A 13,869-nucleotide genomic window follows, 5' to 3' on the forward strand; every position below is an offset into this window, starting at 1 on the left:
TGCGTGGATGTTCTCTACAACGGCGGTAACACCAGCGCGTCCCCGCGCGGCTGTTCGTGCGCGATCGGCGCGGCCGCGTCCTCGTCGCGGTCCATCACCATCATCGCCAGCGGCTTGCCCTGGTAGCGCACCTCCAGCGACTGCTGGATCGCATCCAGTGCCAGCACCTGGGTGCACAGCGACCGGGCCTGCGCCTCAAGCGCCTGCCCGCGCGCCTCCATGCGGCGCTCCAGGTCGGCCTCCATCTTCTCGGCGCGCGCCTCGATCCGATCCGAGCCGCCGGTCAGCATCGTCCACATCACCCCGCGGGCAAGCGAGGCCGACATCGACTCGGCCGCCTGCTCGATGCGCGCCTCGAACTGTTCGCCGAACAGATCCTGCTCCCAGATCCCGCGGCCCAGCGTACGGCCAACGTAATCGTGGGCATCCCTGCGCAGCCCCTCCACCTCGCGCGCCTTCCGGCGGCTGCCGGTCATGATCTCCACCGTGGCCCCCAGCGCATCGAAGGCGATGTCCGTGGCCTCCCCGGCGACTCCGGCCACCGCAGGCACCAGCTGGCGGGTGCCCCACTCGAGCTGGCGCAGGCGCTGGGCATCGGCGTCGCTGACCGGGATCGGCTGGCGGTCGATGTTCAGTTCGCCATCGTGGAAGAAGATCTCCGCCGGCACCTGCTCGCGGTTGCGCAGCCAGATCCCACCGCTGTCCACCAGCACGTTGTAAGGGGTGCTTACCCCGCACTGGCGCGAAGACAGTTCCGGCCTCTTGCTCTCGCCGGCAGCGGTGGTGCCAGCCAAGGTCAGGCCCAACATCAGACAGCCGATCAGGGGCAGGCGCATGGTCGCGTTCATATAAAGGAGACGCATCGCAGCGTGGCACCCCCGGGGCGTCCCCGGCGCGGGTCGGAAGTCACCCTGACCGGCGGCGATTCGTTAGGGTCGCGTGAGGTCCGCTGTTCCGTTTTTCGTGACCCTGCGTCGCATCCCGGATCGGCGTTTCGGCCTTGACTGCGCACTCGCTTTCGACAGGTCCAGACCGTTCGTCGGACGCCTTCCCGGCCCGGTCCTTGCGCCGCAAGGGATTGGGGAAATTCACTACATTTGGCGTTGACGACACCTGGTACCCCCACTATCTTGTGGCCGTCGGTACCGCCGACCACAAGTCGACGGGCGTATCGCCTTCACGCCGATGGCCTGAAGACCTACTGACAACCGCACGGAGTACAGCGTGTGGTGCCGGTCGCAGGATTCTCCGGGGGGAGAGGACCGGTGACGCAGGGGAACCGCCCGCAGGCTTGCCTGCCCGGGTCGCGGCTCCTGCGACGCCGTTAGTCCACCCTGAGCATCTCTGCATCGGTTCCGGCGCCTGCCAGGCAGACCCACGCTGTACCACCCCAAATCACGCCAAGAGGAAAACGCCGTGAGCACCGAAACCAGCGCAGCTATCGATAAGGAAAGCGAATTCCTGCTGACCTCGCCGCCCACGGCGACCGCCATGAGCGTGACCAAGCGCAATGGCACGACCGAACTGGTGGACCTGAACAAGATCGTGCGCGCGGTACAGCGCTGCTGCGAAGGTCTGCATGCGGTGGATCCGATGCGCGTTGCGACCCGCACCATCTCCGGCCTGTACAACGGCGCGACCACCCAGGAGCTGGACGAACTGTCCATCCGCACCTCGGCGCTGCTGATCGGTGAAGAACCCGAATACGGCCGCCTCGCCGCGCGCCTGCTGGCCAACTTCATCGCCAAGGAAGTGTCCGGCCAGGAAATCCATGCGTTCTCGCAGTCGGTTGGCCGCGGCCACGAAGTGGGCCTGATCAACGCGCGCCTGCTGGAGTTCGTGCAGGTCAACGCCCGCAAGCTCAACGACGCGATCGATCCGTCGCTGGACCTGCATTTCGATTACTTCGGCCTGCGTACCCTGTACGACCGTTACCTGCTGCGCCATCCGCACACCCGCAAGGTGATCGAGACCCCGCAGCAGTTCTTCCTGCGCATCGCCAGCGCGCTGAGCGAAGACGTGCCGGAAACCCTGGCGCTGTACAAGCGCATGGGCAACCTGGATTACCTGCCGTCCAGCCCGACGCTGTTCAACTCCGGCACCACGCATGAGCAGCTGTCCTCGTGCTTCCTGCTGGATTCGCCGCAGGATTCGCTGGAGTCGATCTACGCCAAGTACGGCGACATCGCCCAGCTCTCCAAGTTCAGCGGCGGCATCGGCGTCAGCTACAGCCGCGTGCGTTCGCGCGGTTCGCTGATCAAGTCCACCAACGGCCATTCCAACGGCATCGTGCCGTGGCTGAAGACCATGGATTCCTCGGTCGCCGCAGTGAACCAGGGCGGCAAGCGCAAGGGCGCGGCCTGCGTGTACCTGGAAACCTGGCACGCCGACGTCGAGGACTTCCTCGAACTGCGTGACAATACCGGTGACGAATCGCGCCGTGCGCACAACCTGAACCTGGCCAACTGGGTGCCGGACCTGTTCATGCAGCGCGTGGAGGCCGACCAGGAATGGTCGCTGTTCGATCCGAGCGTGGTGCCCGAGTTCACCGATCTGTTCGGCGAAGCCTTCGAGCAGGCTTACCTGCAGGCCGAAGCCCAGGGCAAGGCCCAGCGCACGATCTCCGCCCGCAAGCTGTACTCGCGGATGATGCGTACCCTGGCCGAGACCGGCAACGGCTGGATGACCTTCAAGGACAAGTGCAACCGCGCCAGCAACCAGACGCTGCGCCCGGGCAACGTGATCCACCTGTCCAACCTGTGCACCGAAATCCTGGAAATCACCTCGGCCGAAGAGACCGCGGTGTGCAACCTGGGCTCGATCAACCTGGGCAATCATTTCGACGGCCACGGCGAGTTCGATTTCGACAAGCTGGCCGACACCGTGCGCCTGGCCGTGCGTCAGCTCGACCGCGTGATCGACCTGAACTTCTACCCGATCGAAACCGCCCGCCGCGGCAACCTGCGCTGGCGTCCGGTCGGCCTGGGCTGCATGGGCCTGCAGGACGTGTTCTTCCGCAAGCGCCTGGCCTTCGACAGTGCCGAAGCCCGTACGCTGTCGAAGAAGATCGCCGAGACGATCTACTTCCACGCGCTGGAAACCTCGTGCGAGCTGGCCCAGGAACGCGGCAAGCACCCGTCCTTCGCCGACACCCGTGCCGCCAGCGGCGAGCTGCAGTTCGATGCCTGGAACGTGGTGCCCGAAGACACCGCGCGTTGGGATGCCCTGCGTGAGCGCATCAAGGAACACGGCCTGCGCAACTCGCTGCTGATCGCGATCGCCCCGACCGCGACCATCGCCTCGATCGCCGGTTGCTACGAGTGCGTCGAGCCGCAGGTGTCCAACCTGTTCAAGCGCGAAACGCTGTCCGGCGACTTCCTGCAGGTCAACCGTTACCTGGTGAACGAGCTCAAGAAGCTGGGCCACTGGACCCCGGAAATGCGCGACGCGATCAAGCTGGCCGAAGGCTCGATCCAGGGCATCACCCAGATCCCGGAAACCCTGCGCCACGTGTACCGCACCGCCTGGGAACTGCCGATGCGTTCGCTGATCGACATGGCCGCCGACCGCGGCGCATTCATCGACCAGTCCGCCTCGCTCAACCTGTTCATGGAAAGCCCGAGCATCGGCGCGATGTCCTCCATGTACATGTACGCCTGGAAGCAGGGCATCAAGACCACGTACTACCTGCGTTCGCGCCCGGCGACCAAGATCGCCAAGACGACCGTCAGCAGCTACACCCCGGTCGAAGCCGTCGCCTGCTCGCTGGAAAACCCGGAAAGCTGCGAGGCGTGCCAGTAAACAAGGCGTGCCGGCCCACCGGGCCGGCACCGCCGGGTGAACCGACCAACGTCGGCGCCTATCCGGGAACACCGGTTCCGCCGGAAAAATCACACATCCGGTAGTGACCGACCGTTGGTCGGTCGTTGCCAAGAAGGACGAAACACCATGGCCGACAAGCCTCGTCAAATGCTGCTCGATCCAGGTTTCGAACTGACGTTGCGCCCGATGCGCTACCCGCAGTTCTATGACATGTATCGCAACGCCATCAAGAACACCTGGACGGTCGAGGAAATCAATTTCCAGATCGACATCAGCGACCTGCACGGCAAGATGTCGCCGGGCGAGCGCCACCTGATCCACCGCCTGGTCGCGTTCTTCGCCACCGGCGATTCGATCGTGTCCAACAATCTGGTGCTGAACCTGTATCAGCACCTGAATGCGCCGGAAGCGCGCATGTACCTGTCGCGCCAGCTGTACGAAGAGGCGCTGCACGTGCAGTTCTACCTGACCCTGCTCGACAACTACCTGCCCGATCCGGACGAGCGCGCCAAGGCGTTCGACGCGGTGGAGAACATCGACTCGATCAAGAAGAAGGCGGACTTCTGCTTCAAGTGGATCGACTCGATCCAGAACCTGAAGCGCATCGAGACCCGTGACGAGCGTCGCCAGTTCCTGCTCAACCAGATCTGCTTTGCGGCGTGCATCGAGGGCCTGTTCTTCTTCGCGGCCTTCGCCTACGTCTACTACTTCCGTTCGCGTGGCCTGCTCAACGGTCTGGCCTCGGGTACCAACTGGGTGTTCCGCGACGAGAGCGCGCACATGGAGTTCGCCTTCGAGTGCGTGGACGTGATCCGCGAGGAAGAGCCGGACCTGTTCGACGATGCGATGAAGCAGCAGGTGTATGACATGCTGGCCGAGGCGATCGAGTGCGAAGTGCAGTTCGCCGAGGACGTGCTGTCGGGCGGCGTGGCAGGCATTTCGACGCGTGACATGCGCCAGTATCTGCAGCATTGCGCGGACAATCATTTCCATCGCCTGGGCATGGAGAAGAAGTACAACGTGCGCAATCCGCTGAGCTTCATGGAGCTGCAGGACGTGCAGGAGTTGACCAACTTCTTCGAGCGCCGTTCGTCGGCCTACCAGGTGGGCGTGAAGGGCGAAGTGTCGTTCGACATGTCGTTCTGATCTGACGCTCGCGTCGTGATTCCCAAGAGCCCCGGACCTGTTCCGGGGCTTTTTCGTCTGCGCTCTACGCGACCCATCCACCCCCCTGTCGTATCATCCGCGCCACCCCACCACTCCCGGCCCCCGCCATGACCCCGATCCCCGAAACCATCCCGCCCATCGAAGTCCGCATGGCCGAAATCGTGTTCCCCAACCACACCAACCACCTGGGCACTCTGTTCGGTGGCCAGGCACTGGCCTGGATGGACAAGGCGGCGTTCCTGGCCGCGGCCCGCTACTCGCGCCGCACCGTGGTCACCGCGCGCTCGGACCAGGTCGATTTCAAGCTGCCGATCCGCATCGGCCAGATGGTGGAAACCGTCGGCCGCATCGTCGAAGTTGGCCGCAGCTCGATGAAGGTCGAGGTCGAACTGATCGCCGAAGATCTCCACACCGGTGAGCGCAAGCTGTGCACGCGCGGGCACTTCGTGATGATCGCGCTGGATACCGACGGCCACCCGACCAGTGTCCCGTCGCTGCCGGGTGACATCCCGGGCCCGTAAGCGGCTCCCGATCTCCGGATTGCCTCACCCCCCCTGCGCCCCCATCTGCTGTCCATGAGCACACCTCTCGCCGAGTTCATCGACCGCGCCCAGCGCCTGTTCGTGCTGACCGGCGCGGGCTGCAGCACCGATTCGGGCATCCCGGATTACCGCGATGCCGATGGCCAGTGGAAGCGGACGCCGCCGGTCACCTATCAGGCATTCATGGGTGAGCTGGCCACGCGCCAGCGCTATTGGGCGCGCAGCCTGCTGGGCTGGCCACGGTTCGGTTGGGCCCAGCCGAACGGCACGCATGCTGCGCTCGCCGCGCTGGAAGCCCGTGGCCAGGTCGAGCTGCTGCTCACCCAGAATGTCGACCGCCTGCATCAGCGGGCGGGCAGCGAGACGGTGATCGATCTGCATGGGCGGCTGGACCAGGTGCGCTGCATGGGCTGCGAAGCCCGCACGCCGCGCGAGGCGTTCCAGCACCGGCTGTTGGCGCTCAATCCGGGCTGGGAGCATCTGGAGGCTGCGCAGGCGCCAGACGGCGACGCTGATCTGGACATGGATTTCTCGTCCTTCCAGGTGCCGGCCTGCCCGGCCTGCGGCGGCGTGCTCAAGCCGGATGTCGTGTTCTTCGGTGAAAGCGTGCCGCGTGAGCGCGTGGCCACCGTTCACGACCATCTGCAGCGCGCCGATGCGGTGCTGGTGGTCGGCTCCTCGCTGATGGTCTATTCCGGCTTTCGCTTCGTGCAGGCCGCGGCCCAGGCCGGGTTGCCGATCGCCGCGCTCAACCGCGGGCTTACCCGCGCCGATGCGCTGCTGAGCCTGAAGGTCGACCAGTCCTGCGCCGACGCGCTGGCCTTCCTGCTGCCGGGGACCGCCACCGCCTGAGCCGCTGCGAAACACTGATCCACTGGCACGGTTGCCTCCGCCGCCGCACAGGAGTGCAATGGCGCCCGGTTCCATTTCCTCTTCCCGAGTTCCCCCCTTGAGCCAGCTCTTTTCCTCCATTTCCTTCGGCCCGTTGTCCCTGCCCAACCGTATCGTGATCGCGCCGATGTGCCAGTACTCCTGCACCGACGGCCTGGCCAATGACTGGCACCGCATCCACCTCGGGCAGCTGTCGCAGTCCGGCGCCGGCCTGCTGATCCTGGAAGCCACCGCCGTGCTGCCGGAAGGCCGCATCAGCTGGGCCGATCTGGGCCTGTGGGATGATGCTACCGAAGCCGCGCTGGCCTCGGTCGTGGCCTCGGTCAGGCAGTGGTCGCCGATGCCGCTGGGCGTGCAGTTGGGCCATGCGGGCCGCAAGGCCTCGGTCAACAAGCCGTGGGAAGGCGGCGGCGCGATGGACCCGTCCGATCCGCGCGCGTGGCCCACGGTCGCGCCGTCCGCGCTGCCGTTCGCCAAGACCGATCCGACCCCGACCGAACTGGATCTGGCCGGCATCGATGCCATCGTGGACGCCTTCGCGGCGGCGGCACGTCGCGCCGAACGGGTGGGCATGGACCTGATCGAACTGCATGCCGCGCACGGTTATCTGCTGCACCAGTTCCTGTCGCCGCTGAGCAACCGCCGCGAGGACGAATACGGTGGTTCGCTGGAGAACCGCATGCGCCTGCTGGTGCGCGTGTTCGATGCGGTGCGCGAAGCGGTGTCCGATCGCATTGCCGTCGGTGTGCGCATCTCCGCCAGCGACTGGGTGGCCGGCGGCTGGGACATCGAGCAGAGCACGACCCTGGCGCACGTGCTGGATGCGCGCGGGTGCCAGTTCCTGCACGTCTCCAGTGGCGGCAATGACACGCGCCAGCAGATTCCGCTGTCGCCGGGCTACCAGGTGCCGTTCGCGCAGGCGATCAAGGCGCACAAGCTGCGCATGCCGGTCATCGCGGTCGGCCTGATCACCGAGCCCTCGCAGGCCGAATCGATCCTGCGCCATGGCCACGCCGATGCGATCGCGCTGGCCCGCGGCATCCTCTACGACCCGCGCTGGCCGTGGCATGCCGCCGCCGCACTCGGCGATTCGGTGGCACCGGCACCGCAGTACCTGCGCTGCGAACCGCGCGAAGCCCGCGGTGTGTTCATCGCCCCGGAACGCTGACCCGCGAAAGGTCGTGCCGGCCGCTGGCCGGCATCCCGGGTGGCCCTGCGCTCAGCCGGCGCCCACCCGCCATGCGGGCGGCAGCCCCTCGATGATGTGCTGCATCAGCGCCCGCACCTTCGGGGTCAGATCGCGGCGATCGCTGACGCACAGGAACAACCGCATCGGCTCCGGTGAGGCCTGCGTGCTCTGCGCATCGCCGGGCTCGAACAGCGCCTGCAGCTCACCGCGCGCGAGATAGGGCGCGGCGACGAACGCGGCCAGCCGGGTGATGCCGCCGCCGGCCACTGCCATCGCGGCCAGCGCATCGATGTCGTCGCTGACCAGCGCCGGGGCGACCTCGGCATCGAAACGCATGCCGTCGCGCACGAAGCCCCACGGCAGGTAGCGCCCGTCCAGCGGGTAGCGCAGCAGCAGACAGCGGTGCTCGCGCAGTGCCTCCGGCGTCAGCGGAATGCCGGCCCGCGCGAGATAGGACGGGGCCGCGCAGAACACGAACGGCACCTGCGCGATCGGGCGCGCCACCAGGCCTTCCTCCAACTGCGGCTCGATCCGGATGCTCACGTCCACGTCTTCGTGGGCGTGGTCCACGCTGCGGTCGGTGAGCAGCAGTTCGATCGCCAGGCGCCGGAAGCGCGCCTGCAGCGAGGGCAGCAGCGGCGCCAGCGCGTGCCGGCCGAAGGCGGTGCTGCTGGCGATCCGCAGGCGCCCTTCGGGCGTGGCGTCCAGATCGGTCACGGCAGCCTGGGCGCGCTGCAGGTCGCGCTCGATATGGCGCACCTGGGCCAGGTACAGCGCGCCGCGCTCGGTCAGGGCCAGGGTGCGGGTGGTGCGGTTGAGCAGGCGCACGCCCAGATGCGCCTCCAGCCGGGCGATGTTCTGCCCGACCGCCGCCGGACTGACCCCCAGCGTCCGCGCGGCCGCGGCCAGGCTGCCGGCATCGGCGGTCCGGATGAAGCTGCGGATTGACTGGAGAATGTTCATGCTGGCCGCCATTCTCGCGCTCCATTGGAAAGAATTTCTTTATAAAGCGCCAAGCCCATCCGGTCTACCCGCCCCGCTGGGGCCTGCTTATCGTGCCTGTCCCGCAACCGCCAGGTTGCCTGCTCGCCCGGCTCCGCAGCCTGGGCGACGCCGCTTCCGCGTTGTGCCGCCCCCGCTGCCGTCGCGTCCTGCGCACGGCCTGGCAGCCTTCCCCGGAGATGGACATGAACCCAGCGCTCGCCCCCCTCGATACCGACCCGCAGGAAACCCAGGAATGGCGTGAGTCGCTGGAGGCGGTCATCCACGCCGCCGGCCGCCAGCGCGCGCATTACCTGATGGACCAGCTGACCGAGCTGGACACGGCCCGCCATGGCGACCTGCATGGCCGCGTGTGGACCGCCTACACCAACACCATTCCCGTGGAACGCCAGCCGGCCTACCCGGGCGACCTCGGCATCGAGCGCCGGCTCAACGCGATGATCCGCTGGAACGCGATGGTGATGGTGCTGCGCGCCGGCAAGCACTCCAACGTGGGCGGCCACATCGCCACGTATCAGTCCGCAGCGGTGCTGTACGACGTCGGCTTCGATCACTTCTTCCGCGGCCGCACCGACAGCTTCGACGGCGACATGATCTACATCCAGGGCCACTCGGCGCCGGGCATCTACGGCCGTGCGTTCGTCGAAGGCCGCATCGCACCGGAACGGATGGACAACTTCCGCCGCGAATCCGACCGTGATGGCCTGTCCTCGTATCCGCACCCGCGCCTGATGCCGGACTTCTGGCAGTTCCCCACGGTCTCGATGGGGCTGGGGCCGCTCACCGCCGCCTACCAGGCGCGCTACATGCGCTATCTGGAATACCGCGGGTTGAAGGAGCACCAGGGCCGCAAGGTCTGGGCCTTCCTGGGTGATGGCGAAATGGACCAGCCCGAATCGCTGGCCGCCATTTCCGTGGCCGGGCGCGAACGCCTGGACAACCTGGTGTTCGTGGTGAACTGCAATCTGCAGCGGCTGGACGGCCCGGTGCGCGGCAACGCCAAGGTGATCCAGGAACTGGAAGGCACCTTCCGCGCCGCCGGCTGGAACGTCATCAAGGTGATCTGGGGCGGTGGCTGGGACGCGCTGCTGGCCAAGGACAGCACCGGCCTGCTGCGCCAGCGGATGATGGAATGCGTGGATGGCGACTACCAGACCTTCAAGTCGCAGAACGGTGCCTATGTGCGCGAGCATTTCTTCGGCAAGTATCCCGAGTTGCTGGCGCTGGTCGCGGACCTGAGCGATGACGAGATCTGGGCGCTCGCGCGCGGCGGTCACGATCCGCAGAAGGTCTACGCCGCCTACGCGCAGGCGGTCGCCGGCAACGGCCGGCCAAGCGTGATCCTGGCCAAGACGGTCAAGGGCTTCGGCATGGGCGAGGCCGGTGAAGGCCAGAATATCAACCACCAGCTCAAGAAGATGAGCGCCGATGCCGTGCGTGCGTTCCGTGATCGGTTTGATCTGCCGGTCAGTGACGACCAGCTGGAGGAGATGCCCTACCTGCGCCCGGCGCCGGGCAGCGCCGAAGCGCGTTACTTCGCGCAGCGCCGCCAGGCCCAGGGCGGCCAGCTGCCGGCGCGCCTGACCCACGTCGATCCGTTGCCGGTGCCGGCGCTGTCGGCCTTCGCCACCCAGCTGCAGGGCAGTGGCGAACGCGGCCAGTCCACCACGATGGGCTTCGTGCGCATCCTCACCACGCTGCTCAAGGACCCCGAACTGGGCAAGCTGATCATCCCCATCGTGCCCGATGAATCACGCACGTTCGGCATGGAAGGCCTGTTCCGCCAGATCGGCATCCACTCCTACCTCGGCCAGTTGTACACCCCTCAGGACGCCGGCCAGCTGAGCTACTACAAGGAAGCCAAGGACGGCCAGATCCTGCAGGAAGGCATCAACGAATCCGGTGCGATCTGCTCATGGATCGCCGCCGGCACGGCCTACAGCAACCACGGCCTGGCCACGATTCCGTTCTACATCTTCTATTCGATGTTCGGCCTGCAGCGCGTGGGCGACCTGGCCTGGGCGGCTGCCGATGCGCGCACCCGCGGCTTCCTGCTCGGTGCCACCTCCGGGCGTACCACGCTGATGGGCGAGGGGCTGCAGCACGACGACGGCCACAGCCATGTGCTGTCCTCGGTGATCCCCAGCTGCGTCTCCTTCGATCCCACCTACAACTTCGAACTGGCGGTGATCATCCAGGACGGCCTGCGCCGGATGTACGTGGACCAGGAAGACATCTACTACTACATCACCGTGCTCAACGAGGCCTATCCGCACCCGGCACTGCCCGAAGGCAGTGAAGCGGGCATCCTCAAGGGCCTGTACCTGCTGCACCCTGCCGCCGCCGACAGCGACCCTGCGCTGCGCGTGCAGCTGATGGGCAGCGGCGCGATCCTGCGCGAAGTGGAAGCCGCGGCGTCGCTGCTGCAGCAGGATTTCGGCATCGCCAGCGATGTGTGGAGCGCCACCAGCCTCACCGAGCTGCGCCGCGATGGCCTGGCGGTCGAGCGCTGGAACCTGCTGCATCCGGTGCAGGAACCGCGGGTGCCGTACGTGCAACAGTGCCTGGCCGCGCACCCCGGCCCGGTGATCGTGGCCACCGACTACATGAAGATCGTCGGCGACCAGATCCGTCCCTTCATCGACGGCCGCCGCTTCACCGCCCTGGGCACTGATGGCTTCGGCCGCTCGGACACGCGCGAGTCACTGCGTACGTTCTTTGAAGTCGACCGCCACTTCATCGTCCTTGCCGCGCTCAAGTCGCTGGCCGATGAGGGCCGGATCGAACGTGCCCAGCTGCAGGTGGCGATCGACCGGTACGGGATCGATGTGGAAAAGGTGGACCCGACGGCGGTGTAACTGCTGGCACGGGCACCCTTGGTTGCATCTGAGAGCATCGACCGCAGCCCGGCGGTGCTCGCTTACACTGGCCGGATGCGCCCCGATTCCATCCTCACCCTGTCATGCCCGGACCGTACCGGGATCGTCTACCGTGTGTCCGGCCTGTTGTTCGAGCTGGGCTGCAACATCCTCGATGCCCAGCAGTTCGGCGACGACGAGAGCGGCCGGTTCTTCCTGCGCGTGCACTTCGATCGGGCCGCCGATCAGTCACTGGGCGACGTGGAAGCCCGCATGGCCACGCTGGCCGCCGAGTTCGGCATGGACTGGCAGCTGCATGATGCCCGCCGCCGGGCACGGCTGCTGGTGCTGGTGAGCAGGCAGGGGCATTGCCTCAATGACCTGCTGTTCCGTGCGCACAGCCGGCAGCTGCAGGTGGACATCGCGGCGGTGGCCTCCAATCACGAGGACTTCGCCGCGCTGGCCGGCTCGTACGGCGTGCCGTTCCATCACCTGCCGGTCAACGCGGACAACCGCGCCGTGCAGGAGCAGCAGATCATCGACCTGGTCGAGCGCGAGCAGATCGACCTGGTGGTGCTGGCGCGCTACATGCAGATTCTGTCGCCGCGCCTGTGCGAGGCGCTGGCCGGGCGTGCGATCAACATCCACCACAGCTTCCTGCCCAGCTTCAAGGGCGCCCAGCCGTATCACCAGGCGCACGCGCGCGGGGTCAAGATCATCGGTGCGACCGCGCACTACGTGACCCCGGATCTGGACGAAGGCCCGATCATCGAACAGGACGTGGCGCGCGTGGACCATGCGATGACGCCGCGCGATCTGGTGCGGCTGGGCAGCGATACCGAATCGCAGGTGCTGGCACGCGCGGTACGCCGGCATGTGGAGCACCGCATCCTGCGCAACGGACATCGCACCGTCGTGTTCCGCTGAACTGCGGCGCCGGCGCCGGTGCCGGTGCCGCCCGTCAGACCACCGCGATCTTCGCCTTCGCCAACGTCTCGCGCACCATCCCATCGTTGGCGTCGGTCACCGGTCGGGTCAGGTCCCAATGGAATTTGACCCGGAAGCCGGACTTCACCGCGTCCTGGGCGCTCCACAGCACGCAGTAATCGCGCGCCAGGCCGCACACATGCACCTCGCGGATGCCGCGCTCATGCAGCCAGCCGGCCAGGCCGGTGGCCGGGCGGGTCCCGTCGGGACCGTGGTTCTCACGGAAGGCACTGTACGAGTCCACCGCGCGGCGGGTGCCCTTGCGCAGGATCAGGTCAGCCACCGTCCAGTCCACGCCCGGGTGCAGCACGGCACCGGCGCTGCCCTGCACGCAGTGGTCCGGCCACAGGGTCTGCGGCTGCGCGTGCAGCAGGATCGCCTCGAACGGGAGGTGGCCCGGGTGCTGGCTGGCGAAGGAGGCGTGGTCGGCCGGGTGCCAGTCCTGGGTCGCCACCACGGTGCCGTAACGGCGTTCGGCCAGCAGCGCCGCAATGTCCGGCACGATCGCATCGCCGTCCACGCAGGCCAGCGCACCACCGGGCATGAAATCCGGCTGCAGGTCGATCACGACCAGGGCGACATCGGCGGGGTAACGGCTCATGGCGGCTTCACAACGGTGGGGGCGCCCAGTCTAGCCGACGCCCCCGCAGCGGTCAGTCGGCGTCGCCCTGCCGGGAGGTGCCATCGCCGTAGTACAGCACGCCCAGTTTGATGCGCTCGCGGCCGGTCTCGCGGCGGTGGCGGTTGGCGTCGCGCAGCGAGTACACGCAGCCGCAGTACTCCTGCTGGTAGAACTGCTCGCGCTTGCTGATCTCCACCATCCGCGCGGCACCGCCGCCCTTGCGCCAGTTGTAGTCCCAGTACTGGATACCCGGATAGTGTGCGGCGGCGCGGTGGCCGCAGTCGTTGATCTGGTTCATGTCCTTCCAGCGCGAGATGCCCAGCGAGCTGCTGATCACCGCAAAGCCGTTCTCATGCGCGTACAGCGCGGTGCGCACGAAGCGCATGTCGAAGCACATCGTGCAGCGGATGCCGCGCTCGGGCTCGTTCTCCATGCCGCGCGCACGCGAGAACCAGTTGTCGGTGTCGTAGTCGGCGTCGACGAACGGCACGCCATGTTTCTCGGCGAAGCGGATGTTCTCCTGTTTGCGCAGTTCGTATTCCTTCGCCGGGTGGATGTTGGGGTTGTAGAAGAAGATCGTGTAATCGATGCCGGAAGCGGTGATCGCTTCCATCACCTCGCCCGAGCACGGTGCGCAGCACGAATGCAGCAACAGTCTGGTGTGCCCGTCGGGCAGGGACAGGGTGGGTCGGTCGATCGGTGTCAGGTCATGCAGGTTCATGCGTTTCTCGTCGACCCCACCGCCGGCAACGGCGGCGATGGGGTCCTTGGGGCGGTCTACAAAGAGGC

At 66.8% G+C, this 13,869-nt stretch carries 11 protein-coding genes; 7 read left to right on the forward strand and 4 right to left on the reverse strand.

Features of this window, described 5'->3' with window-relative positions:
- Window positions 1-14 precede the first annotated feature (14 nt).
- A complete protein-coding gene (locus tag BIZ42_RS10460; protein WP_083279935.1) occupies window positions 15-836 on the reverse strand; it encodes a DUF2884 family protein in 822 nt (273 codons plus the stop codon).
- A 580-nt stretch (window positions 837-1,416) separates the two neighbouring features.
- Between BIZ42_RS10460 and BIZ42_RS10465 the strand changes: the two genes are divergently transcribed.
- From BIZ42_RS10465 to BIZ42_RS10485, 5 genes are all read left to right on the forward strand, one after another.
- On the forward strand, window positions 1,417-3,801 hold the full coding sequence (locus tag BIZ42_RS10465; protein WP_070426398.1) for a ribonucleoside-diphosphate reductase subunit alpha: 2,385 nt from the start codon (window positions 1,417-1,419) through the stop codon (window positions 3,799-3,801).
- A gap of 147 nt (window positions 3,802-3,948) precedes the next feature.
- Complete coding sequence (locus tag BIZ42_RS10470; protein WP_019184840.1) at window positions 3,949-4,968, forward strand: ribonucleotide-diphosphate reductase subunit beta; 1,020 nt, start codon at window positions 3,949-3,951, stop codon at window positions 4,966-4,968.
- A gap of 128 nt (window positions 4,969-5,096) precedes the next feature.
- Window positions 5,097-5,510, forward strand: a complete 414-nt coding sequence (locus BIZ42_RS10475; protein ID WP_070426399.1) for an acyl-CoA thioesterase — start codon at window positions 5,097-5,099, stop codon at window positions 5,508-5,510.
- A 54-nt stretch (window positions 5,511-5,564) separates the two neighbouring features.
- Window positions 5,565-6,383, forward strand: coding sequence for an NAD-dependent protein deacetylase (locus BIZ42_RS10480; protein WP_070426400.1), 819 nt, complete (start codon window positions 5,565-5,567; stop codon window positions 6,381-6,383).
- 58 nt (window positions 6,384-6,441) lie between these two features.
- The gene (locus BIZ42_RS10485) at window positions 6,442-7,590 is read left to right on the forward strand and encodes an NADH:flavin oxidoreductase/NADH oxidase (RefSeq protein WP_070426401.1); all 1,149 of its coding nucleotides are present in this window, start codon (window positions 6,442-6,444) and stop codon (window positions 7,588-7,590) included.
- A 51-nt stretch (window positions 7,591-7,641) separates the two neighbouring features.
- Here the strand turns inward: BIZ42_RS10485 and BIZ42_RS10490 are convergent, their stop codons facing one another.
- Window positions 7,642-8,574 (reverse strand): LysR substrate-binding domain-containing protein, encoded by a 933-nt coding sequence (locus tag BIZ42_RS10490; RefSeq protein ID WP_070427505.1) that lies wholly within the window; start codon window positions 8,572-8,574, stop codon window positions 7,642-7,644.
- A gap of 224 nt (window positions 8,575-8,798) precedes the next feature.
- On the opposite strand from BIZ42_RS10490, the gene aceE reads away from it, so the two are divergent.
- Together aceE and purU are read left to right on the forward strand one after the other, a co-directional pair.
- Complete coding sequence (gene aceE / locus BIZ42_RS10495) at window positions 8,799-11,471, forward strand: pyruvate dehydrogenase (acetyl-transferring), homodimeric type (RefSeq protein WP_070426402.1); 2,673 nt, start codon at window positions 8,799-8,801, stop codon at window positions 11,469-11,471.
- A 75-nt stretch (window positions 11,472-11,546) separates the two neighbouring features.
- Entirely contained in the window at window positions 11,547-12,398 is an 852-nt protein-coding gene (purU, locus tag BIZ42_RS10500; RefSeq protein ID WP_019184834.1) for a formyltetrahydrofolate deformylase, read from the forward strand.
- A gap of 34 nt (window positions 12,399-12,432) precedes the next feature.
- On the opposite strand, the gene BIZ42_RS10505 is transcribed toward purU, so the two are convergent.
- A complete protein-coding gene (locus BIZ42_RS10505) occupies window positions 12,433-13,059 on the reverse strand; it encodes a nicotinamidase (RefSeq protein ID WP_070426403.1) in 627 nt (208 codons plus the stop codon).
- A gap of 52 nt (window positions 13,060-13,111) precedes the next feature.
- A complete protein-coding gene (locus BIZ42_RS10510) occupies window positions 13,112-13,801 on the reverse strand; it encodes an epoxyqueuosine reductase QueH (protein WP_070426404.1) in 690 nt (229 codons plus the stop codon).
- Window positions 13,802-13,869 lie beyond the last annotated feature (68 nt).

It is taken from the genome of Stenotrophomonas sp. LM091, from assembly GCF_001806305.1.
Classification (GTDB): domain Bacteria; phylum Pseudomonadota; class Gammaproteobacteria; order Xanthomonadales; family Xanthomonadaceae; genus Stenotrophomonas; species Stenotrophomonas bentonitica_A.

What these genes read in the sequence shown, in the direction of transcription:
- BIZ42_RS10460 (WP_083279935.1), bottom strand. Translation starts at nt 836, where the DNA reads ATGCGCCTGCCCCTGATCGGCTGTCTGATGTTGGGCCTGACCTTGGCT.
- BIZ42_RS10490 (WP_070427505.1), bottom strand. Translation starts at nt 8,574, where the DNA reads ATGAACATTCTCCAGTCAATCCGCAGCTTCATCCGGACCGCCGATGCC.
- BIZ42_RS10510 (WP_070426404.1), bottom strand. Translation starts at nt 13,801, where the DNA reads ATGAACCTGCATGACCTGACACCGATCGACCGACCCACCCTGTCCCTG.
- BIZ42_RS10505 (WP_070426403.1), bottom strand. Translation starts at nt 13,059, where the DNA reads ATGAGCCGTTACCCCGCCGATGTCGCCCTGGTCGTGATCGACCTGCAG.
- BIZ42_RS10480 (WP_070426400.1), top strand. Translation starts at nt 5,565, where the DNA reads ATGAGCACACCTCTCGCCGAGTTCATCGACCGCGCCCAGCGCCTGTTC.
- BIZ42_RS10485 (WP_070426401.1), top strand. Translation starts at nt 6,442, where the DNA reads ATGGCGCCCGGTTCCATTTCCTCTTCCCGAGTTCCCCCCTTGAGCCAG.
- aceE (WP_070426402.1), top strand. Translation starts at nt 8,799, where the DNA reads ATGAACCCAGCGCTCGCCCCCCTCGATACCGACCCGCAGGAAACCCAG.
- BIZ42_RS10475 (WP_070426399.1), top strand. Translation starts at nt 5,097, where the DNA reads ATGACCCCGATCCCCGAAACCATCCCGCCCATCGAAGTCCGCATGGCC.
- purU (WP_019184834.1), top strand. Translation starts at nt 11,547, where the DNA reads ATGCGCCCCGATTCCATCCTCACCCTGTCATGCCCGGACCGTACCGGG.
- BIZ42_RS10470 (WP_019184840.1), top strand. Translation starts at nt 3,949, where the DNA reads ATGGCCGACAAGCCTCGTCAAATGCTGCTCGATCCAGGTTTCGAACTG.